Origin of the sequence: Arcticibacter tournemirensis, assembly GCF_006716645.1 — a bacterium.
GTDB classification, from domain to species: domain Bacteria; phylum Bacteroidota; class Bacteroidia; order Sphingobacteriales; family Sphingobacteriaceae; genus Arcticibacter; species Arcticibacter tournemirensis.
Map to the genome: position 1 here is coordinate 1 of NZ_VFPL01000002.1, position 21986 is coordinate 21986.

Annotated in this window: 13 protein-coding genes; 3 read left to right on the forward strand and 10 right to left on the reverse strand. The window is 43.1% G+C overall.

All coding sequences use genetic code 11. From position 1 onward, the window contains the following. Positions 1-2298: carboxypeptidase-like regulatory domain-containing protein (locus tag BDE36_RS21740; RefSeq protein ID WP_211360933.1), on the reverse strand; the 2298-nt coding region annotated here is incomplete at its 3' end. Between the two features lie 306 nt (positions 2299-2604). On the opposite strand from BDE36_RS21740, the gene BDE36_RS21745 reads away from it, so the two are divergent. Genes BDE36_RS21745 through BDE36_RS21755 form a run of 3 tightly spaced genes read left to right on the forward strand, consistent with a single transcriptional unit; the run spans position 2605 to position 5184 of the window. Further along, the gene (locus BDE36_RS21745; RefSeq protein WP_141816672.1) at positions 2605-3156 is read left to right on the forward strand and encodes an RNA polymerase sigma factor; all 552 of its coding nucleotides are present in this window, start codon (positions 2605-2607) and stop codon (positions 3154-3156) included. Between the two features lie 53 nt (positions 3157-3209). Then, a complete protein-coding gene (locus BDE36_RS21750; protein ID WP_141816673.1) occupies positions 3210-4274 on the forward strand; it encodes a FecR family protein in 1065 nt (354 codons plus the stop codon). Positions 4275-4317: 43 nt separating this feature from the next. After that, on the forward strand, positions 4318-5184 hold the full coding sequence (locus tag BDE36_RS21755; protein ID WP_244939637.1) for an endonuclease/exonuclease/phosphatase family protein: 867 nt from the start codon (positions 4318-4320) through the stop codon (positions 5182-5184). Positions 5185-5232: 48 nt separating this feature from the next. On the opposite strand, the gene BDE36_RS21760 is transcribed toward BDE36_RS21755, so the two are convergent. The 9 genes from BDE36_RS21760 to BDE36_RS21800 form a co-directional block, all read right to left on the reverse strand. Beyond that, the gene (locus tag BDE36_RS21760; protein ID WP_141816674.1) at positions 5233-6018 is read right to left on the reverse strand and encodes a carboxylesterase family protein; all 786 of its coding nucleotides are present in this window, start codon (positions 6016-6018) and stop codon (positions 5233-5235) included. Positions 6019-6241: 223 nt separating this feature from the next. Then, on the reverse strand, positions 6242-8524 hold the full coding sequence (gene bglX / locus BDE36_RS21765; RefSeq protein WP_141816675.1) for a beta-glucosidase BglX: 2283 nt from the start codon (positions 8522-8524) through the stop codon (positions 6242-6244). 21 nt (positions 8525-8545) lie between these two features. Beyond that, positions 8546-10267, reverse strand: a complete 1722-nt coding sequence (locus BDE36_RS21770; RefSeq protein ID WP_141816938.1) for a family 43 glycosylhydrolase — start codon at positions 10265-10267, stop codon at positions 8546-8548. Between the two features lie 44 nt (positions 10268-10311). After that, a complete protein-coding gene (locus BDE36_RS21775; RefSeq protein ID WP_141816676.1) occupies positions 10312-11667 on the reverse strand; it encodes a glucoamylase family protein in 1356 nt (451 codons plus the stop codon). A gap of 13 nt (positions 11668-11680) precedes the next feature. Then, complete coding sequence (locus tag BDE36_RS21780; RefSeq protein ID WP_141816677.1) at positions 11681-13333, reverse strand: glucoamylase family protein; 1653 nt, start codon at positions 13331-13333, stop codon at positions 11681-11683. A gap of 53 nt (positions 13334-13386) precedes the next feature. Next, complete coding sequence (locus tag BDE36_RS21785; protein WP_141816678.1) at positions 13387-14226, reverse strand: LamG domain-containing protein; 840 nt, start codon at positions 14224-14226, stop codon at positions 13387-13389. Between the two features lie 69 nt (positions 14227-14295). Next, positions 14296-15726: a RagB/SusD family nutrient uptake outer membrane protein gene (locus BDE36_RS21790; RefSeq protein WP_244939638.1), complete on the reverse strand. Its 1431-nt coding sequence runs from the start codon at positions 15724-15726 to the stop codon at positions 14296-14298. 78 nt (positions 15727-15804) lie between these two features. Continuing rightward, positions 15805-18813, reverse strand: a complete 3009-nt coding sequence (locus BDE36_RS21795) for a SusC/RagA family TonB-linked outer membrane protein (RefSeq protein ID WP_141816680.1) — start codon at positions 18811-18813, stop codon at positions 15805-15807. 246 nt (positions 18814-19059) lie between these two features. Next, positions 19060-21969: a triple tyrosine motif-containing protein gene (locus BDE36_RS21800; protein ID WP_141816681.1), complete on the reverse strand. Its 2910-nt coding sequence runs from the start codon at positions 21967-21969 to the stop codon at positions 19060-19062. Positions 21970-21986 lie beyond the last annotated feature (17 nt).

Below are 21986 nucleotides of genomic sequence, written 5' to 3' on the forward strand. Positions count from 1 at the left end.
CATAAGTTTAGAAGTAGTGTAACTCAAATTGTTCTCATAGATCTCTGCAGGTTTTTTTGTAACGGTCCACGATCCTCTAACCTTCCACATACTCAGCCATTCCGGCAGATCGCCCATCAACTCAGATACTACAACGCTCCCCGCTACCGATGGATAGAAGTAAGAACGGACATTAGATGCCTGAGTGGAACTCCAGTCGTTCCTGCCGGTTACATCCAGATACACCGCGTTATTCCATGAAAGGGTCATCTTCCCGTAAGCACTGTTGATCTGTTGCGCCCAGGTTCCATAATTATTAACAATCGCATCTACGCCTGCAGTAGTTGAGGCCACAGCGTTTGCTAACGAATACCATCCTGGCACTGAAAGACCGTTTCTAGTACGCGCTCCAAACTCACGATTTTTAAAATAAAAAATACTTCCCCCTGCTAATGCATCAATATTCCACTTTCCGGCAAAACTCTTATTATAATTCACAATAAGGTCACTATTTATACTATTTCCCCAAAGCTGGTCAAAACCGAAGAGTCCTTTTCCGTTAAATGCAAAGTTGAAGTTTGATCCAAGCGATCCCCCGTTGGTTGAAAAGATGCCGGCCGGATTCCTGATACTTTCCTCATTCTTGTAATAATCATATCCATTTCTGAACATAATCTTCAGGTCTTTGCTTACGGCATAGTTCATGATCAGACTGGCGTTTAGCTTGTTCTGCTCCACTCCTTTTAACTTCTCATAAGCAATTAGGTACGGATTGTCGTACCAGGCATTGTACATCCAGTTTTGCTTAACATTAGGAGTCACCCAATAGTCGCGATACTGACGGATATCGTAGTCCGGGCCTGTCCACATCATAATCTGGTAAATGTACCCCTGGGTTCCATAACCACCTCCCCATACCTGTGGTGCCTGATTGCGGCTATATCCCATATGCCCTTCCAGAGTTAACTTTTCGGCCATCTTGATCTCGCCGCTCATGGTGTAGTTGTAGATATTCAGCTTCTGATTTGGAAATTGGCCTTTGTTGTGGATCTGGTTTAATCCCACCCTGAAAAAGCCCTTTTCGCCACCTTGCGTAAGGCTAATATTATTATTGGTAATAAAACCTGTTTGCATGAAATTCCTAAGGTTGTTCTTCCCGCTTGATACTAAAGGCATCATCTCTTCCTGCTTAGTAACAGGATTCCACTGTTTTTCCTCGTTGCCTATGTCCAGCTTAGGCCCCCACACATAGTCGTTACCGATCTTGCCATTTAGACCATGTCCATAAGAAGTTTGTGTTTTGGGTATAGCGATATAGCCCAGGGTCATCATCGTATTGCTGTTGACGTCTATGCTTATCTTATCCGACTTGCCTTTTTTTGTAGTGATCATTACTGCACCCTTTGCACCACGAGAGCCATAAAGGGCAGCCGCAGTAGGGCCTTTTAACATGTTGATGCTTTCGATATCGTCGGCTGGGATATCCCTGAGAGTCATATTTTGATACGGAATTCCGTCAATTACCAGCATAGGGTCTTCGCCGCGCATCTGTAAGACCGGAGTAGCGTTAAATTCTGTCGAGTTTTTCACCACTAGTCCGGCAACCTGCCCGGTTAAAGAGGTTGCCATATCCACCCCTTTTACGGTTTGAAGCTTGTTCCCTTTGACAGTCTGGACTGCATACCCGAGTGCTTTCTCTTCCCTCTTTATACCCAGAGCAGTTACGACTACTTCAGTTAGCTGGTTGTTCTCGGAACTGAGAAATACGTCTACAGACGACCGGCCAACTAACTCCTCCTCTTGTTGATTAAAACCTACCGACCTGAAGATTAACACAGCGTTGGCATCTGACACCGTCAAACTAAAGGTTCCGTTTTCGCGTGTAGCGGTGGCATTCCGTGTCCCCTTTTCTGTAACGGTAACGGCAGCAACGGGTATCCCCTTTTCGTCTCTTACAGTCCCCGAAACCTTCAACTGGTTTTCTTTAATGGTTGCCCCCGTTCCGGCTTCGGCCTCCGTTGACGTCGTCTTTGGGGAAGCCTCCTTTATCCTGCTTTTCTCCACAATAGTATAGAGATGAGGCTTTACATATAAAAATACGAGCTCATTGGGATAAAGGACGCCTTTCAAAACATCTTCAAGCGACTTGCCCTGAAGCTTGTCAAGGTTGTAGCTGGTCACCTTGTCTTTGAGAAGTACCGGATCGTAAGCAAACTCTGCTTTGTAGATCCTTGTGATCTTTTTTAAGGCTTCGCTTACAGGAATGGATCTCTGTGCATACGCCTGGTTAAATGCTATCATCAAAAATAGCAGAAACATCCTAAAGTAATTTTGCTTCATAATCAAATTTTGGTTTAAAAAAGCTTTTTAGTTTTCCTTTCAGTAGGATGTGTCCGGTCCCCGACTTTTTACCCCAGCGATTTAAATATTTTTTTATCAGTGGCAAAAAAAACCTTCTTTACCGATCCGTCAAATACAATAGCATGTATGAGAGGTTTTGTGAAAGTCGCCAAATTTGGTATTGAATTCAAAAAAGCCTATTCTTATGCCGCGTAAGAGTAAGCATAATAACCGATGCGGGGACTCAATTATAAGCTGTTTTAATCACCAGATTCGATTTACACGATGGATAACCCTGTTCTCCTTAACAAGGTCATAGAAGGCGATATAGAAGCATATTCTCTTTTATACAAGGAGTACTATCGGAAGTTGTATAATTATGGGCGTAAGTTTAGTCATGATACCGCGCTTGTAGAGGACTGTATCCAGGAGATTTTCTTTGATCTATGGAGCCGGAGAGATAAGCTTAAAAGAATTGACTCGTTAAACAGCTATCTATACTCTGCCTTTCGCTATACGCTGATAAAAAGATTAAAAGAGCAGCAACGGCTGAGCCTTCGTGAGGAACACGAGGAGGATGCAACTTTTGAATTTTCTGTGGAAAACGTAATTATAGAACAGGAGCAAAATGCCGAAGATCATAAGAGCCTCAAAGAAGCCTGTAAATTCTTAACGCCGAGGCAGTATGAAGCTATCTTCCTTCGGTATTACGAGAAGCTTTCATATCAGGAAGTCGCCGATATTTTGAAAATATCAGTAAAAGCAACCTATAAGATTATGGCACGAAGTATATCAACCTTAAAGGACAACATTAAACTCTTGCTGTTTTTATGTTAAAAATTTATTAAGAGACGGGGTAAAAACAGCAAAAATGAACACGTATATATAGGATGGAAAAAAGAGATTTATATAGAAAATATTTACACTATGGAGAACCTGATTTCCTATCTGACGATTCCTTCCAGGACTGGGCTTTTAATCCCAATCCGGAGAACGAACTTTTCTGGACAGAAATGGAACAACTGTTTCCTGAAAAAAAAGATACTATACAAAAAGCGCTCTATACTTTAAGGTCGATCCGGTTTAAAGAACATATTCCTGATGAGCAGCAGGTGGATGCTGCATTTGCCAATCACATTGACTCGCTAAACAAAGCCGGACTGCTTGACTATTCCACCTCTGCAACTCAGCCACCTCGTCAGCTTTGGTACAATATCAGAAAAATAGCAGCTACTTTCATCGGACTTCTCCTGCTTTCGGGTCTTTACCTTCTCTTAAAAACCAGGGAACATGAGACGATTGTAAAAACAGATTTCGGAGAAACAAAGCAACTTGTTTTACCAGACGGCTCACAGGTGGAACTTAACGCCAATTCAAGTATCCGGTATGAGAAGGAGTGGAAGAAAGGAAGAAAACGCGAGATATGGCTTGAAGGAGAAGCATTGTTTAAAGTTGTGCATATCAATCAGGATTCGCTAAATGTAAGGCCGGAAGAATATTTTGTTGTCCGCACGGCGGGACTTAAGATAACTGTTCTTGGGACTGTTTTCGATGTAAGGCAGAGACGCGAAGTTACAGAGGTTGTGCTTCAGAAAGGTAAAGTGAAGGTTTCTTTTGACAGGAAGCATCTGGCTGATTTAATATTAACTCCCGGAAAGAGGATTGTGTATTCGAACCAGAATGTAAAGGAAGATCTGGTAGAAACACAAAACTATACCGCATGGAAAGAGAAAAAGCTTTTATTAATTAATCCTACTATAAAGGAGATCGCACAATACCTGGAAGATAATTTCGGGAAGAAGATAATTACCAGTGACAGCGCCTTAAACAATAAGATGATTGCAGGACCTATTCCCATTAGTTCACTGAATGATGCCTTATTCGTTATTTCAACAGTATCGAACGTAGACGTTATCAGGCGGGATAGTTCTACGATCTTGTTAAAGCGCCGATGAGTCATTTTATTTAAACCATACACTTATAAATAGATTACAAATTATGATGACCCGTACTTTTTTTACTAGCACAATCGTGCTCTTTTTGTCAGTGCTTTTACCATTTTCCAGCCCTGCGCAGAAAAAAACAACACTCAATATTGCCACCTTTAATATTCGCCTCAATACGGCTTCCGATAAGGAAAACGCCTGGCCTAACAGGAAAGACATGGTTAAAGAACTTATTCAATATCATGACTTCGACATTTTTGGGGTTCAGGAGGCTCTTGTCGTACAAATGAGCGATCTCTCTGAAATGTCGCAATATAGCCATGTAGGAGTCGGCCGTGACGACGGAAAAACCGGAGGTGAATTTTCCGCCATCTTTTATAAAAGTAAAAAGTATCAGGTAATTAAATCAGGAACCTTCTGGTTGTCACCAACTCCCGACAAGCCATCAAAAGGCTGGGATGCTGCATATATCCGCGTCTGCACCTGGGCCCAGTTTAGAGACAGGGCAAATGGAAAAGAGTTTTTCATGTTCAATACGCACTTCGACAACGAGGGAGTGCAGGCCAGGGAAAATGCAGCGAAGATGATTCTTGAGAAAATTAAAGCGATCTCTAATGCAAAATCTCCGGTTTTCATAACAGGCGACTTTAACTCCGATCCGTCAACAACTGCTTACGGAACTATTGTCGGTACTTTTTCAGATTCAAAATTGGTTTCATCTGCCAAACCCTACGGACCGGAAGAAACTTTTAACGGATTCAAATATCACACCTATACTACTGAAGTAACGGAAGGCCGTATTGACTTCATTTTTGTAAATAAAAATGTGCAGGTACTGAAATACGGCGTATTGACAGACAGTAAAGACCTTCGTTTCCCATCCGACCACTTCCCTATCGTTTGTAAGGTAAGTTTTTAAGACCTCCTGGTCGGGCTGCAACAATACCTGCAGCCTGACCAGTTTAAATCAATCCTTAATATTCGAGAATAGCCATGGAAGCAAATCCGGTTCAGCAAGGGCGGAATCCCAGCTATTGTGGTTAGCTTCAGGATAAACAGTAAACTTTACATCATTACCTTTTTTGTGAAGTTCTTCCACTATCCTTTCCGAAAATTGGGGATCCACGATATCATCTTTGGCACCGTGAAATATCCAGAGAGGAATCTTGCGATACTTCTTTACATTCTTCACATTGTCGCCGCCACAAATGGCAAAAGCAGCGGCAAATACCTCCGGCTTCCGGCGCAGTAGTTCAAAGGTGCCCATCCCGCCCATAGAGAGGCCTCCAACATAAATTTGCTGTTTATCGGCGTAGGGCTTTTCGAGCATTCTCTCTACCAACCCAAGTAAGGCATGCATTGCTTTCGTTGGCTCGCCTCCTTTTTGAAAATCGAAGGATCGCTTTCCAGTGCTGTCTGTGCTGATGTCAACATTTGCCCAATAACTATCTTTCGGGCATTGAGGAAAGATAATAATAGCAGGATAGTTCTTCCGGATGTCTTTCTTCAGAAATAAGCGGCCACCATGCGTCAACTGCGACTCGTTGTTATCGCCACTCTCCCCCCGTCCATGCAGGAAAAACAATACAGGATATTTTTTGCTGCTGTCAAAATCTTCTGGAAAAAGAATGCGGTATGGCAAGGTATCATTCTTCGATACAAAAGTACTGCGTTCATACTTTTTCAAATCCTGAGCTTCCAAAGATGCGGAAACCAGTATGATCAGGCTTAATAAAAAGAGTTTTAGTTTCATTTTTTAGTATCAAGTATCAAGATGTTAGTATCAAGATAATGGCTTAAACAAGAATTGCTTAGATACTGACAAATGTATCTTATTTAATATGAAGCAACAAGAATTAATGGATTAGCAGTTTCTGCTGCTTCCGGAATTGCGTAAGGCAGGTACAAAATAAAGGCCGCCTGACGCAATTGTTAGCTGAGTCAGGCGCCCTTTATTTCTCTTGTATATATAATATTTACTGCAGTTTAAAGTCAGCTTCTTTAACATCGCGGCTATTCGTGCCGATGAATACCTTGAAATCGCCGGGTTCTGCAACAAACTTCAAATCGTTGTTATAGAACTTGAGTTCCTCTTCCGTGATTTTGAAAGTAACCTCCTGCGACTCGCCCGCTTTCAGATTTATTTTTTTGAATCCCTTAAGCTCTTTCACCGGTCGTGTAATGCTTCCTACCATGTCGCGGATATAAAGCTGAACCACTTCCTTCCCTTCCTTCGAGCCGGTATTGGTTACCGTAACGCTTGCAGTTATTTCCTGTCCTGCTTTTAACGAAGTACTGCTAAGTTTTACATCGCTGTAATCAAACTTTGTATAACTTAAGCCGAACCCGAATGGATAAAGCGGATCGTTTGGAACATCTAAATAGTTAGACCGGAACTTGGTGAACCACTTTCCTTCAGCAAGAGGCCTTCCTGTGTTTTTATGATTGTAGAAGATTGGAACCTGACCCACGTCTATCGGGAAAGTCATCGTTAGCTTTCCTGAGGGATTTACATCTCCGAAAAGTACGTCTGCAATCGCGTCACCTGCTTCCGAACCGCCAAACCAAACGTTCAATATAGCAGGTACATTTTCACTTTCCCATTTTAACGTCAATGGTCTTCCTGTAAAAAGCACCAGTACTACCGGCTTCCCGGTTTTTAGCAGCTCAGCCAGCAATTCTGTCTGTACCTGCGGTATTCCGATATCTGTACGACTGGAGCTCTCGCCGCTCATCTCGGCCGACTCGCCTAATGCTGCTACAATAACGTCCGACTGGCGCGCAATTTCAAGAGCTTCTCTCCTGATTACATCAGCAGGGCGATTATCGCGACGCAGCGATTTACCAAACATAGTCGAGTTCGCTTCGAGTACTGAATCGGCAGTAAGGTTAGATCCCTTAGCATATAACACTTTAGCTTGTTTTCCCGCCGCATTTGTAAGACCTTTAAGCAACGAAACTGACTTACTGAAGTCTGCGGCAACGCTCCATGTTCCAGTCATATTCTCAGTTGCATCGGCGAGAGGCCCTACCAAAGCAATCGTACCATTCTTCTTCACTGGCAGAACGTTATTATCATTTTTAAGCAGGACAAAACTCTGTGCAGCCGTTGCTCTTGCCTCTTTGCGGAATGCAGGAGTGAAGATCTCTGTCTTGCTTCGCTTCACGTTGCAGTAACGATAAGGATCCTGAAATAACCCTAACTTATATTTGGCCTCGAGTATCCTGCGGCAAGCCATGTCTATTTCTTGCTGAGTGATTTTACCTTCCTGCAGCGATTGCTTCAAGGTTGTCAAAAATCCCTCTCCTACCATATCCATATCCACACCGGCTGCAAGAGCTAAAGCCGACACCGCTTTCAGATCACCTAATCCGTGATCGATCATCTCGTTAATGGCGGTATAATCGGTTACGACCATCCCGTTGAATCCCCATTGATTACGCAATACTTCCGTCATCAACCACTTATTTGCGCTGGCTGGAACACCCTCCACTTCGTTAAAAGAGGTCATTACACTTCCGGCACCTGCTTCAACGGCAGCTTTATAGGGTGGAAAATATTCATTGTACATCCTCAACCGGCTCATGTCTACCGTGTTATAGTCCCGACCCGCTTCAATAGCGCCATACAATGCAAAGTGCTTCACACATGATAAAATGGTATTGTTTTTTGAGAGGTCATCGCCCTGATATCCCTTCACCATTGCTTTCGCGATTTGCGATCCCAGGTATGGGTCTTCGCCGGATCCTTCGGAAGCACGTCCCCAACGCGCATCGCGTGAAATATCTGTCATTGGTGAGAATGTCCAGTTAATACCATCAGCACTCGCCTCAGTAGCGGCAATGCGGGCACTTCTTTCAATAAGCGGCATATCCCAGCTACATGATAATCCCAGGGGAATGGGAAAAACAGTTTGATAGCCGTGAATAACGTCCATCCCAAAGATCAGAGGAATTTTCAGGCGACTTTTTTCAACTGCAATTTTCTGAACATCCCTGATCTTCTCAACTGTTTTAATGTTAAATAAACCACCTACCTTTCCTTCTTTTATTTTCCCTGCAATATCTGAACTCGACGCTTGTCCGGTTGTAATATCGCCAGCGCCAGGGAGATTTAACTGGCCTAACTTCTCTTCCAGGGTCATCTTCTGCATAAGAGAAGAGATAAACTGATCCATTTTAGCGTCCTTCGTCGTCTGTGCCCTTGCACCAGATACTGTCACTACAAGTAAAAACAAACTCGCTTTAAAAAACTTCATTCTATTAAATTTTACTCTTAATTAATTTATTTCTATCACTTTGCCCCGGTTAGAGACCCCGTTTTCATTAAACGCTTCGATCGAAAAATAATATTTCTGATCAACCGACAAGCTCTTCAGATCTAACATATTATTATCATATGCCATCCACGAATTATATAGTTTATCGGGAGCTATTCCCCAAAGAATGTTATATCCCTGCGCATTCGACTGTTTACTCCAGGTTATTACAGCATCACGGCGGTCGGCTTTTCGCTTCACCGAAAAATTGGCGACCTTCCCGGGTGCTTTACCCTGGCCTTGTCCAAAAACACGGATGCCCGAAATAGCCAGGTTCGGCGTAGGAACATGGATGTTTTTATACCGTATATACCTTAGCGTTTGAGGTTCTGCGAGTTCAATATAGTCATTGGGAACGTCTTTATAACTATCTGACCTATCGACAACAGTCTTCCAGCTTTTCCCGTCAGACGATCCCTCGATCACATACCTGTGATAAAGTCCTCCAACCCTTCCGTACAAATCAGACTTATAATCATGGTAATTTAGCTGGACGGCAAAAACCTTTCCCGGCTTTTGAAGATCGATTTCAAGCCACTGCTTATCGTCATTTTTTTGCGCTACCCAAAATGTTCTGATACTTTCATCGGTAATGTAGTGAGGCTTAAACTCAGCGAGGGATGAAGATGCCCTAACTGGTTTTTTATATGACAACAACATCCAGCCTGTAAATTCACCCCCTTTACCAGCAACCGCAGGCGCATAATGGGGATAATCGCCAAAGGCGGTATTCGAATACATAAGACCGTCCTGGTCGAAGTAGGCAGGGAACATGCAGAGCCTTCGCTCCCAGTTCACATTTACCGAAACCGACATAGAAGCGAAATGCCAGTATCGGTTCGCCGGACCCAAAACGGTACTTCCATGGCCCGCTCCGTTAGCAAATCCGCCAGGCTTATAGAACACCGGATTGTTAGGTGCGTATTTATAAGGGCCTAGCGGCGAGCGACTCGTATAAACTCCATCGCCATATACATTAAATTCCGTCCCCGGCGCAGCGTACTGCATGTAATATATATTATTATGTTTGGTAAGCCATGCACCCTCCATATATCCTTTCAGAACGGTGTCTGCATGATTTTCACCAAAGCGCTCCCAGCCATGTTTGTCCCCGTCGAGCTTAAACAGTTCTACGGTTTCGCCAACAGGGCGGAAGTTCTTTTCGCGATCAAGCTTCTTTGCTCTTATGGGATATGTATTAGATGAGCCCCAGAACATATAGGCCTGTCCGTCGTCGTCAATAAAGAGGTCCGGATCCTGAAGATCGGTAAGGATATATGGGAGAGGTTTCCAATCGCCTTTTTTGGGATTATCCGTATAAAGAACGCTCATAGATCCCGAAGGATCGCCGGTAACGTATAAAACCGAATCTTTATAGTTATGAGCAGCAGGAGCATTCGAGCCCTGAAAGTACCATTTCTCAGGGCTTATAAAATTCCAGTTTAGAAGATCTGTTGAATGCCAGTATCCCATAGAGCGGGTTACGAACATATAATATTCACCCTTAAATTTCACCACAGCAGGGTCTGCCCCCGAGCGGTAAGATATATCTCTGGCAGCGTCGTAAATGGCATACGTATAATCAACATTGAGTGGATTACAGTAGGTGCTCATCTGAGTAGTCTGCGCACGGCTAAGCGAACTAGAGCAAACAAGCACCCATAAAATAGATAGTACTTTCATTGGTTTGCAGATGTTCGTTAATAGTTCCATATCGTCAGCTCGCTTTAATGGTCAAATTCAAAACCTAGCTTCTTAAGTCCGCTTTGCACTTCGGAGCTCGACATAAACAACTTCCAGAGCAAACCCGACCGTCCATTCTCAATCATCACCACTTCTGGTCCCTGATCAATTGCCAGATATCGTTGCGGATACCAGTTGTCTGTTTCGCTATACGCATCATAAAAACCATACTTTCCGAATATCTTATCACCAAGATCTTCATAAAGGTGACGTATTACCTGCATGGAATATTCAGGCGTATAGGGATATGAGGACAATGCCGCTGTCGGCGAAATAACTCCCCGGTCATCACCAGGCTGATGCCCTGCATAACCATCTACTGAATAACTTGAAGTCATGCCCCATGCATTTTCTCCATAGCCTTTGAATCCTTTCGGATTCTTTATAGCATACTCGCGATTAATCAGCGTATGGTTTTTATTCAGCAGCCAATAATCGGCGTAACGATCCCTTAGTCCCTTCGGATTTAAGCCGAGGTAAGAGTAGTGCGCCCAGAAAAGAGGGCCCACGCTGCCCGGAGCGCCGTTATGCGACAGAACGACCTTATACCCAAACTGCTCTGCATCCGACTTAATGGCACCGTTCTTAGCCCAGCCCTGATGATACACTTCAGCCGGTACTCCGTGAGTGGGTGAAGATGCCGCGAGCACGTACATTATCAGGCACTCATTATAACCAGTTACCGGGAAGTTCATTTCCCAATTATATTGGGGGCTCCAGTGCCAGTACAGAACATTCTGATTACCCTTACGATACCAGTTCCAGTCTATTCCTTTCCAAAGCATATCAGCCTTTTCAGCCAGTTTCCGTTCCTGTTCATTTCCATCTTTAAAATACTGTCTGACACAAATCAGGCTCTGAGCCATGAATGCAGTTTCCACCAGATCACCGCCGTTATCCTTTTTACCGAAAGGCTTCACTTTCCCGGTCGGACCGTGTAGCCAGTGAGGCCAGGCACCATGGAAACGATCGGCTTTCTCCAAATAATTAACAATCCTGGACAATCTTTCAGCACCCTGATCACGCGTTATGAATTTACGCTCGATACCAACAAGAATAGCCATAACGCCAAAACCTCCGCCGCCGATCGTCACCACATCCTGATCATTTTCAGGATAATCTCCGTCTATATGAATACGTTCCCTGGCCAGCCCCGATACCGGCTCTGCCCCATCCCAGAAATAATTGAATGTTTGCTTTTGAACCAGGGTGAGAAGAGAGTCGTCAGAAATAGAATCTTTAGGCGCAGCTTCAGAAGAGGCAGGGCGCTTATTCTCCCCGCATGCGTTAAATACAAAGAAAAAAGCCAGGAATAATATGCCAAAGTGTGTATTTTTCATCTTATTCATTTATTTACAATCGTGGACTGCTAAAGCCCAATGTTCGCATCCCCGTTTTTACTTCCGGACAACTCATAAACAGGTTCCAGAGCAAACCACTCCGGTAATTCTCTATCATTACTATAATAGGCCCCTGATCTATGGCAAGGAAAGAACTTGCAAACCACGGTTCGTGTAAAGAAAAAGCATCAACAAACCCATATTCTTTCCAGACCTTGTCGCCCAACTTATAATAGAAGAACTTCAAAGCCTTCATCGATTCTTCTGGAGTATAAGGAAATGATGAAAGTGCTGCAGTTGGAGAAATAACACCGTTGTCGTTAGTTGGCTCATGAGCCTTATAGCCGTTAATATCATCACTCGCGGTAAGTCCCCAACAGTCAGGTCCATATCCGTAGAATCCCTTCGGATTAGATTTACAATACTGGTAATTTATTTGTGCGTGAGCTTTGTTTTGTGTTTCGTAGTTGGCATAAGTATCACTCAGTCCCAAAGGATTTATCCCCATAAAAGAGTAGTGTGAAAAAAAGAGAGGTCCACCCATCGCCGGCCCTAAGGGTAATTGAACACCGAAATAGGTATTCCCGTTCCTAAAGCTGCTGTTATTCGCCCACCCATTCTCGTATACTGACTTAGGAATAGCATGTGAAGAGGATGATGCAGCGAGCACATAGGTGATCAGTGCTTCATTCCAGCCTCTCACGGGAAGGTTCATATCCCAGTTGTAGTCGGGGCTCCAATGCCAGTACAATGCATTACCATTATCTTTTCTGAACCAGCTCCATTCAACTGCATTCCAAAGGTTATTAATATCATTTCGCAAATCTGCCTCTTGTCCCGCTCCATTAAAATACTGTCTAGCTGTAAGTAATCCTTGCATCAGCAAAGATGTTTCCACTAAATCAGCCCCATTATCTTTCGTACTAAAAGGCTGAACCGCGCCAGTGTTTCCGTTTAACCAATGAGGAAACGCACCATGAAAGCGTTGAGCTTTATTTTTAAGAAATGTCGTTATCTTCTGGATCCGCGCTAGCCCTTCTTCCCTGGTAACAAACCCGCGATGAATAGCTGTGATGATAGCCATTACTCCAAAACCAGTACCCCCTGTAGTTACAATGTCTCCGGAGGAATCGCGCTCTCGCGCCATACCACTAACAGGATGCCCGAAATCCCAGAAATATTTAAAGGTTTGCCGTTGAACGAGAGTTAAAAGCTCTTCATCTGAAATACGGGGAAACTTATCGGCAGGATCGAGAGATGTAACAAGAGTCAAAGTAAACGGGGTTCGTAGCCGCCCTCCTGCTTCTGACATTAGCTTATCGCCAGCTTCTATAGTGTATTTGCTAAAAGAAAACAAAGACTTTGCTGCTTTCAACACTACAATCCTATTGCCTTCTTCCAACGAATAATCGACCTCTATAAGCTTTCCTTGATTATCTTTGAAAACGATACCACTCGAAAGTGATCCCTTAGCTAAAGGAGCTGAAAATGCCAAACGTATAACCGGAGATCCGGTAAGATTTGAATAGTTAAAGCCGTTTGACGCACCATTTACACTAATGGCAGTATAATTAAAATCTTCCGCATACTGCTCTACCTCCTTGTCCTTTTTGCAGGATACAAAAATCAAAAAAACAAGAAAGAAAATTATAACCGGCTTATTCATCGAACAGAAGGGAATGATCGAGCAGACCAGATTACCGGTCTGCTCGAATTGAACTATTGTTTTGTTGTGTACAAGGTGCTAATCTCGGCATCCGACAGAGCTCTGGTATAGACACGGAACTGGTCTAAGGCGCCTGTGTAGCGAAGCATCCAGCTGTCCGCAGTATTGTTAGGGATTCCTATATGCTGTTGATATCCTCCTATCACAAACTTGGAAGCTGTTTTAAACTGCAATGGGCCAAGAGGATTCTGTCCGTTTTTCCTATCTGTCACGCTGGCTGGCAAAGCAAGTTTTGTACCATCCAGATATGCAGCGAATCTAGATGTAGCCGCATCATACGAGAAAGCTAGATGCCTCCATCTTCCATACATATCAGGCAGACGATTCACACCATTGTTTCCGTTAAACTCAACCCAATTTCCTGCAAAATTGAATTTTACGAGCATAGAGTTATCAGTCGTACTGTTATTGCCTTCGATCATTAGAAATAAGTTACCCCAGAAATCCCCGGTATTAGGCATCATAAACACACTCTGAGCACCGCCTGTATGCTTCTCTGTTTTAATCCAAAGAGACACGGTAAAACTGGTCATTGTGGCCATTTTGAGAGCGGAGGGATATTGCAATAAAGCGTTTGTAGCACCCTTGTATGCTTTTCCTCTTACACCATCTACATATGTAACATTGTTAGCCGATCCTTTTTGATATTGCGCACTGTCAAGAACCGAGCTTTCGAAAGGAAGGTATATCTGAAGCGGCGCGTTCATTCTCGCCGTATCATCAGGGATAATATTCATTTCCGGGCGCTCCATTTTCTGGCAGGAAGTTATACCAGAAATTATAATGGAAGACAACAAAAGCCCCGCAGTATATTTAGCTATTAAATTTTTCATTTTATTCTAACTTTGAGAGAACGGACAATTAAAGCTGCCCGTCTCTGATTTTTCCGGATACGTCTTTCACTAATAATTAGGATTCTGTTTCAATACACCTCCCGAACGGTCAATTTCTGGTTGCGGTATGGGGAGAAATCTATTCCTTTCCTGATAGCCCGTTTTTCCTGCGGCGTGCATGGTTTCTATATCTATTCCCCAACGGACAAGATCGAAAAAGCGTTCATTTTCCATTCCGAGCTCAACCTGACGCTCGTGGCGTATCGCATTTCGTAATTCCACCTGGTTGGTAGTTGTAACTCTCGGAAGAATAGCGCTATTCGCTCCCCGGGCGCGCGCCCTAACCAATTCAAGATAATTCAAAGCCGTCTGCTGATCGCCTGTTTCGTTGGCCGCTTCTGCCGCCATCAGGACCACATCAGCATATCTTATGATTCTCAGATTGAACCATTCGCCGAAACGACTGCCGGTCTGAGCTCTGATTGCAGGATCGGTATATACCTTTTTATTCCAGTATTCTCGCGCCAGCCCAGTTGGAATTGTTTCTCTGTAATTCGTAGTTGTACCTGCAAAGAGAATGGTTGCTTCCTTCCGGGGATCGTTCGCTTCATATGCATCTATTAACCGTGTATTAGGAACATTCCATCCCCAGCCAAGATCCATCGCACCCGAACCACGCACTCCTTGTCGGCCCGCCCAGGTGATACCGAAGTCCTTTACATTTTGATTATAAAGTGCTTGAATTTCAAACACCGACTCACTGCTATTTTCTCCTTTCTCTGTAAAGATTTGATCGTATGGTACACTCAAATCATACTGACCCGAATTTATTACCGATTGTGCAGCAGCCAAAGCTTTCCCCCACTGGCTCCTCGCTAAAAAAGTCTTGGCCTGTAACGCGTAAGCTGCTCCTTTCGTAAGGCGACCAATATACCGTGATTCCCATTTCAAAGGCAAATTCATTACGGCTGCTTGTAAATCCGCATCAATAAGAGCGTATATATCAGCTACACTAGACTTTGGTACATTGGCTTGATCCTGAGTATAAATTCTAAAATCGATTTTAGGCACTTCGCCAAATGCTCTAACCATATTAAAATAAGCCCAGGCTCTTATAAATTTGGCCTCTGCGACGAGAGATAGAGTCTCATCCGTAGTAATTCCTATAGAATCCGCAGCTGCCATTACTCTGTTAGTAGCTGCAATTGCCTGATAATGATTGGTCCAATAATTATTGATTAACCAGTAGTCTTTGGGATATTGGAAATTATCAAATATTGGGCCTGCGCCTGCTTCGTCTCCAACCGATCCACCTAAACTTGCATCGTCAGAACGGATATTATGAATAGCAGCATAAGGCAATCCGCTCGTTCCTTCACTTCGTAAAGAAGCGTAAGCTGCGAAAACTAGTCCCTCAAGAGAACCGGGGGGAAGATCGTCTTCTGTGAGCCGGCCTTTTGGCTCCCCATCCAGCCAGTCTGTACTACAACTAGACAGCATAAACACTGTGGTAATCAGCATTAGTAGCAATCGGCTACTTTTATTATATATCTTGATCATAACTGATGTTGATTTTATTTAAAAATTCATATTCACCCCTAAAGTATATATAGCAGGAACGGGATAAGTTCCATTATCCACTCCAAACTCAATAGCACTGCCACCGATTTCAGGCGTATATCCTGTATTATTAGCAAATGTGAATGGATTCTGGGCGTTCAGGAACACCCTTAAAGACTTAAGTTTTACTTTATCGAGCATCCGCTTATTTAAGTTATAGCCCAACTGTATGTTTCTCACCCTAAAGAAACTTCCATCTTCAATGAAATATGAAGAAGTGAGTTGGTTATTAGTTCTTGCATCATTTAAGATTGGCTGCCAGTTGGATGTTCCAATACCATGCCAGCGATCGAGCCTCTGCACTTGATAGTTGAATTGCGCATAGGGCTGTTGGTTCCATCTCCTGAATATTTCGTTACCGTAAACTCCCATGAAATCTGCACCAAAATCGAAATCTTTGTATTTCAACCCAACAGTAAATCCGTACGTAAAATCAGGTGTTGGATTTCCGATCATCGTCCGGTCATCCTCAGATATCATCCCATCGCCATTAACATCTTTGTATTTAATATCCCCTGGAAATACCTCGTTTAAGTTGCTGGGATTAAGCCTTACATCCTCATTGCTCTGGTAGATCCCATCGTGCACATACCCGTAAAAATACCCGATAGGATACCCCTCAGTAGTCCGGGATGCTCCTCTTACGATTTGATAGCCTTTATTCGACAGGCTCTTTACTTTATTATTTAATGTTGTCAGGTTTCCTGACACATTTAATGTCCAGTCGTTAAAGCTCTGACGCCAGGAAGTAACCAGTTCGATACCATTATTACTTAGCTCGCCTTGATTGGAAAGGCCAGGGAGAGTTCCGAGGAGACCTGGAACCTCTGTCATTATACCTTTAGTAAGCTTATTATAGTAGTTCACCTCTAATCCTAAGCGATTAGTAAAGGCATTTAATTCGAAGCCGGTTTCCCACGAATGAACTGTTTCCCAATGAAGGTTTGGATCTGGAATATAAGCAGGTTCGTATGCCGGAACGACATTCTCTCCGAAAACAGCCGAACTCCCGCTCACTAGTACAGGATACATCGGGTATCTGTCTCTATCCGAGCCTCCAGTATTCTGATTGCCGAGAACGCCCCAGGAGCCTTTTATTTTCAGATTGTTTATGATATCCTGCGACTTCATAAATTCTTCTTCAGAAACAACCCACGCGGCACCTAATGCTCCAAACGATTGCCATGGTTCGCCCAGGACAAAGGCAGAACTTGCATCGCGTCTAAAGGAAGCATTAAAAAGATACTTCTGTTTGTAATTGTATAACACTCTGCCGAGATAAGAAAGAGTCCTGTTCTCCCAGGCACCACCGCTGTTTGTCGAAGTTGCTGGCGAACCTATGCCGAGATACCATTTATCAGGATTATTGGGAATCGGTGCTCCATTTCCTTGGTTCCTGCTGGCACCTAAACCTTCATAGCCGGTGATATATGAAGTAAAACCGGCAGTTGCAGTCAGATTATGATCACCGAAACTATTTTTATAGGTCAAAATCCAGTCAGATTGAATCTTATTGTAAATATTCTGATCCTGATTAACAGTAGTCAACGTGGTAAGCTGGTCTGTTTTATTAGCTCCCGGGATCTCAGGATTGTATACGTAGATCAGTGGTGAGTATGATCTGTTATTGTTGAATCCGTAGTCAACAAAGAACGACCCTCTAAAATTAAAATGCTTTAAAAAGTCAACTTCTCCAAATACACTTCCGACAGCTCTATACTCTCTCCTGAAGGCGGTATTCTTTCTCAGTTCTACATCCACCAACGGATTTCCTACCTGTGCCCGCTGAAATGACGGCATAGTGTGATACAATCCATACTCATCATTGAATGTGGGAGCGATAGGAGCTGCCAAAACCGCGTTTGCAACGCCTCTTTCATTTGGCAACTCGGATCTATACCCATTGAAAGTGACTCCAACCTTAAAGTTTTCAGTTATACGGAGTTCATCGTTCAAGCTTAAAGTAATCTTCTTTAATTGCTCATGCTTAATTATTCCCTGCTCTGCTATATACCCCAAACCCATTCTGAACTTATTTCGCTCAGTCGCACCACTTACACTGAGGTTATTATTCGTAAATACAGCAGTTTGAAAAATCGCGTCCTGCCAGTCAGTATTAGCCTGCCAATTGGTGTAATTGAATGGAACGCTTCCCTGATTGGCCAGTTGCTCGTCGTAAAGCATTCGGAATTGTTCAGCATTCGTAACATCTATCTTGTTATTGACATGCTTAACACCTGTATTGGAATTAAAGTTAAAAGTAAGCTGTCCGCTCTTGGCCTGTTTTGTTGTGATGATAATGACTCCACTCGCTCCCCTTACCCCAAATATGGCCAGGGAGGATGGGTCTTTCAAAATCTCAAACGATTCAATGTCTGCAGGATTAAGAAAATTGATATTATCATTCAGGATTCCATCTACTACATACAAAGGTTTTGCATTATTAATAGAAATAGTTCCCCTTATGCGAACATCTGGTTCGGCACCTGGTCGCCCGGAGTTCGTTATCTGAACCCCTGCTACTCGTCCCTGTAAGTTAGCTACAGGGTTAGTTGTTGGTCGATCAGCTACATCACTTGCCTTTACAGAAGTAATTGAACCGGTCAGGTCTCGCTTTGTTGCTGTTCCGTATCCAATTACTACCACCTCCTGCAGCGCCGACGACGACGCCTTCAGTGCTACCTGAATAGATGTGCGATTGGTTATAGGAACTTCCTGTGTCGTGAAACCCACATAGCTGATCACAAGAGTCGCGGTAGGGGGAGCGCTAATTGTAAATACCCCGGATACGTCAGTTGAGGTTCCGAGATTTGTTCCCTTAATCTTTACGCTCACTCCAATTAGAGCTTCTCCATTGGAGGCGTCGGTAACCTTACCCCTGACGGAAGTATTCTGCGCGTATGCACTTCCGAGAAAAAGGAAGAGTACGAGAACAAGACCCGACAGGTTTGTAAAAATTTTTCTCATAATTAATTGAATTAGGTCCTAACTTTATTTGGTTGTCACTATTTAGACACAACAAATTTTGTGTGAAATAGTTGGATTTCCGAAAAATTGACTTTCACTTCACTACATCAAATCTGTAAATATTTCGAGGGCCTGAAATGAGGCTTTTTAAACGTTTCTAATTCGTTTTAGCTCATCAGACGCATGCAATGGTAAAAGTTACTATGAGATAGGAAGATTTACACTATGAGAGGTAATGATGTAGTACTATAACTGCATAAAGAACTCGGCGAGGTTCTTGTCATGCTCAAGATTCAGCTTCTTTCGTAGCCGGTATCGCCGAATCTCCACTCCTCTTAAGGTGATATTTAAAAGAGAGGCAATTTCCTTGCTGCTCATATTCATCCTCAGGTAGGCACATAACTTCAGATCGTTGGGTACCAGCTCAGGGTACTTACTTTTGAGTTTCCTAAAAAAGTTTTCATGCGTCTCATTAAAGCTGCTTTCGAAGACATTCCAGTCACGCTCATCATTCAGCCCTTCGTTGATCACCTTATCAAGGCGCTTCAGTTGATCTGAGCCCAGCTTTTTGCCGCTGCTATCCTTCAAACCATATATCTCGTCTCTGATCTTTTGCAACAGTTCGTTCTTGTAAACAATATTCATGGCCGAGCTTGTCAGCTCACGGCTTTTACTTTCAAGATCCGCCTGTAACTGCTCATTCTTCAGCTTTACTATTTTTTGCTCGTTTATGATAGCCTCCTGTCTCAGTTGTTCTTCCTTCTCTTTTTGTAGTTTCTTACGTAATCTCTCCTGGTGCTTTTTTATGTTATAAAAATACATCCGCCGGAGTATAAGAAAGAGAGCTATATGTAGAAGCAGATAGCTAAAATAGGCCCACTTGCTAAGATACCATGGAGGAAGAATTATAAATTGGAACGACGCGGACTCTGATATCTTTCTGTCATTAATGATAGCCCTGACTTTAAATGTGTATGAGCCATTTCCGAGGTTGGTAAATTCCTTCGCTGCCTGTGAGCTCCACTCTGACCATTGTGATGAATATCCTTCCAGGTAATATTGATATCTTATCTTAGCCTGCCGGTAATATGGTAATGCAAAAGAGATCCGAACATTGTTTCTGTTATATGGAATTTCTGTTATGTCTAACCCCGCAGCTTCCGAAATCAGCATATTCCCATAAGTTATGTTTTCAAACTTCCGAATCAGCACCCTTGGTAAAGATTTCGCATTATAAGCATTTACATTGATGCTGTTCCCATCATAGATAGAAAAGCCATCGTCTATGCTAATCAGATACAATGAGCTATTTATCCGGCTTATATTCTCGTAATACTGAACCATTCTTCCGTCGAGAATGGTAAAACTGGAGGAGTCAACTTTAATCTGCCCCGGCTCGGTTAAGCTTACTAAAGCTACCTTTCCATGATTGATAAACCAGTATTTCCTTGCAGCCGCCGGGATGATTTTATTGGAGAAGGCAAAAGAGCCCAGGCCTCTGTTCAAATGATTGTATTTCGAAAAGCGGTTGCTTATATCGTCATATATATAAAAGCCTGAATCAGAGGAAAACACTACCCGGTTTTCAAGATTAAATACATTCAGATGGTAGCTCCCCGGCAAGCCATTATTGCTTCCATAGTAACGGAAGGATACCACCTTTCTGTAATCTGAATTAAGCTGTAGCTTATACAGTCCCTTATAAGCATGGCCTACCCATATTTGTCCTTTAGCGTCCTGTTCTACATAGTTCGAAGGCTCTGAGAACCCGCTAACCTTATGGGAGAACTCCCATTTGCCGTCCGGCCCCTTCTTATACACTGCAAGGCCGTTATACGTACCTTGAATAAGCAAATTGGGGTTTGAGTTTAAACGCCTGATTATCCAGCCACCACTAACCGAAGAGATCTTTTTTAATGTATTGCCAATAACGAGGGAAGTACCATCGTTATGTCCGCAAAATAGCTGGCCATCAATCAATGAAAGATCCCATACCTGTCCCTGTGAACCGGGAATCAGCTTAAAATCAAACGATTGGAAACTATCGCTGCCGTGATTCTGAAGATCACTATAGAACAGGCCCTGATTTGTCCCCAGATAGATCTTACTCTGGTGTATAATACTTGAGTATACAGTACCCAAATCGCCTTTTTTATCGAAATAAAAATATAAAGGCGAGTTTAGTTCAATTCGGTCAATCCCATTATCCAGACCAGCCCACAAATTTTGTTCATTATCAGAGTATATACTTAGTACCGTATTATTCTGCAGTCCGCTTGATTTATTGATCTGTTGCACAATCCGTCCAGCCTCATCCAATATCACTATCCCGTTAAGGATGGTTCCAAAGGCGAAATACCTGTTCATCACCACACAGCCGTTGTTGAGGTGGTATGTTTTAAGAAAACCGTTTGCGTGATTATCCCAGGGCTTAATACTAATGCCATCGTAAATAAACAGTCCTTTTTTAGCTGTGCCAATCAGGTATTTCCCTTTCTGAAAAGGGAGTATACAAAGAACTTCTGTATTGTCGAGTAGTTCGCTGTTAGGAATACCTGCAAGTTTATCGCCCTTTATCTCGTAAAAGCCCTTACCCATGGATTTAATAAAAAACCGGGAACCTGCTTTTAGCAAAAAGAAAAAAGGTCCGCCCTTTTCTAAAACCCTGATCTTTCCTTTGTGATAAATGAAGACAGAAGCGAATGATTGGAAAAGTACTCTCTCTCCATCAACATATATTTTCCATATCTCATCCTTCAACGTAAAACCGGCGGGAAGGAGCCTTGTAAGAGAATGGTACACGAGTCGGCCTTTGTGATTATAGGCCCAGTAGCCAAACTCGCCAAATCCACCGGCGTACACTCTTCCTTTACCGTCGGCAGCTACAGAACGAACTATCAGATGATTTGGCATTCGGTTCAACTGCCAATAGCGTCCATCAAACGACAGCAAGCCCTCGGAATTACCGAAATACATGATGCCGTTTTCGTCTTTGGTAACGGCCCAGTTCTGGTTGCCCGACTGGTAAACATGTTTTGTATAATTCTGAACGTAGGGCACCCCGAGGCCTTTAATATCGGCCGCCGTGCCGTTGTTAAACGCGAGGAATAGAATGAAAGTAAATATCAATAAACGGAGATTCCTGAGTAATTCCATTAAAAGAAAATTAGGTT

Bases quoted from the DNA above. Each gene is read 5' to 3' on its own strand.
- BDE36_RS21745 (WP_141816672.1), top strand. From the start codon at position 2,605: ATGGATAACCCTGTTCTCCTTAACAAGGTCATAGAAGGCGATATAGAA.
- BDE36_RS21750 (WP_141816673.1), top strand. From the start codon at position 3,210: ATGGAAAAAAGAGATTTATATAGAAAATATTTACACTATGGAGAACCT.
- BDE36_RS21755 (WP_244939637.1), top strand. From the start codon at position 4,318: ATGATGACCCGTACTTTTTTTACTAGCACAATCGTGCTCTTTTTGTCA.
- BDE36_RS21760 (WP_141816674.1), bottom strand. From the start codon at position 6,018: ATGAAACTAAAACTCTTTTTATTAAGCCTGATCATACTGGTTTCCGCA.
- bglX (WP_141816675.1), bottom strand. From the start codon at position 8,524: ATGAAGTTTTTTAAAGCGAGTTTGTTTTTACTTGTAGTGACAGTATCT.
- BDE36_RS21770 (WP_141816938.1), bottom strand. From the start codon at position 10,267: ATGAAAGTACTATCTATTTTATGGGTGCTTGTTTGCTCTAGTTCGCTT.
- BDE36_RS21775 (WP_141816676.1), bottom strand. From the start codon at position 11,667: ATGAAAAATACACACTTTGGCATATTATTCCTGGCTTTTTTCTTTGTA.
- BDE36_RS21780 (WP_141816677.1), bottom strand. From the start codon at position 13,333: ATGAATAAGCCGGTTATAATTTTCTTTCTTGTTTTTTTGATTTTTGTA.
- BDE36_RS21785 (WP_141816678.1), bottom strand. From the start codon at position 14,226: ATGAAAAATTTAATAGCTAAATATACTGCGGGGCTTTTGTTGTCTTCC.
- BDE36_RS21790 (WP_244939638.1), bottom strand. From the start codon at position 15,726: ATGCTGTCTAGTTGTAGTACAGACTGGCTGGATGGGGAGCCAAAAGGC.
- BDE36_RS21795 (WP_141816680.1), bottom strand. From the start codon at position 18,813: ATGAGAAAAATTTTTACAAACCTGTCGGGTCTTGTTCTCGTACTCTTC.
- BDE36_RS21800 (WP_141816681.1), bottom strand. From the start codon at position 21,969: ATGGAATTACTCAGGAATCTCCGTTTATTGATATTTACTTTCATTCTA.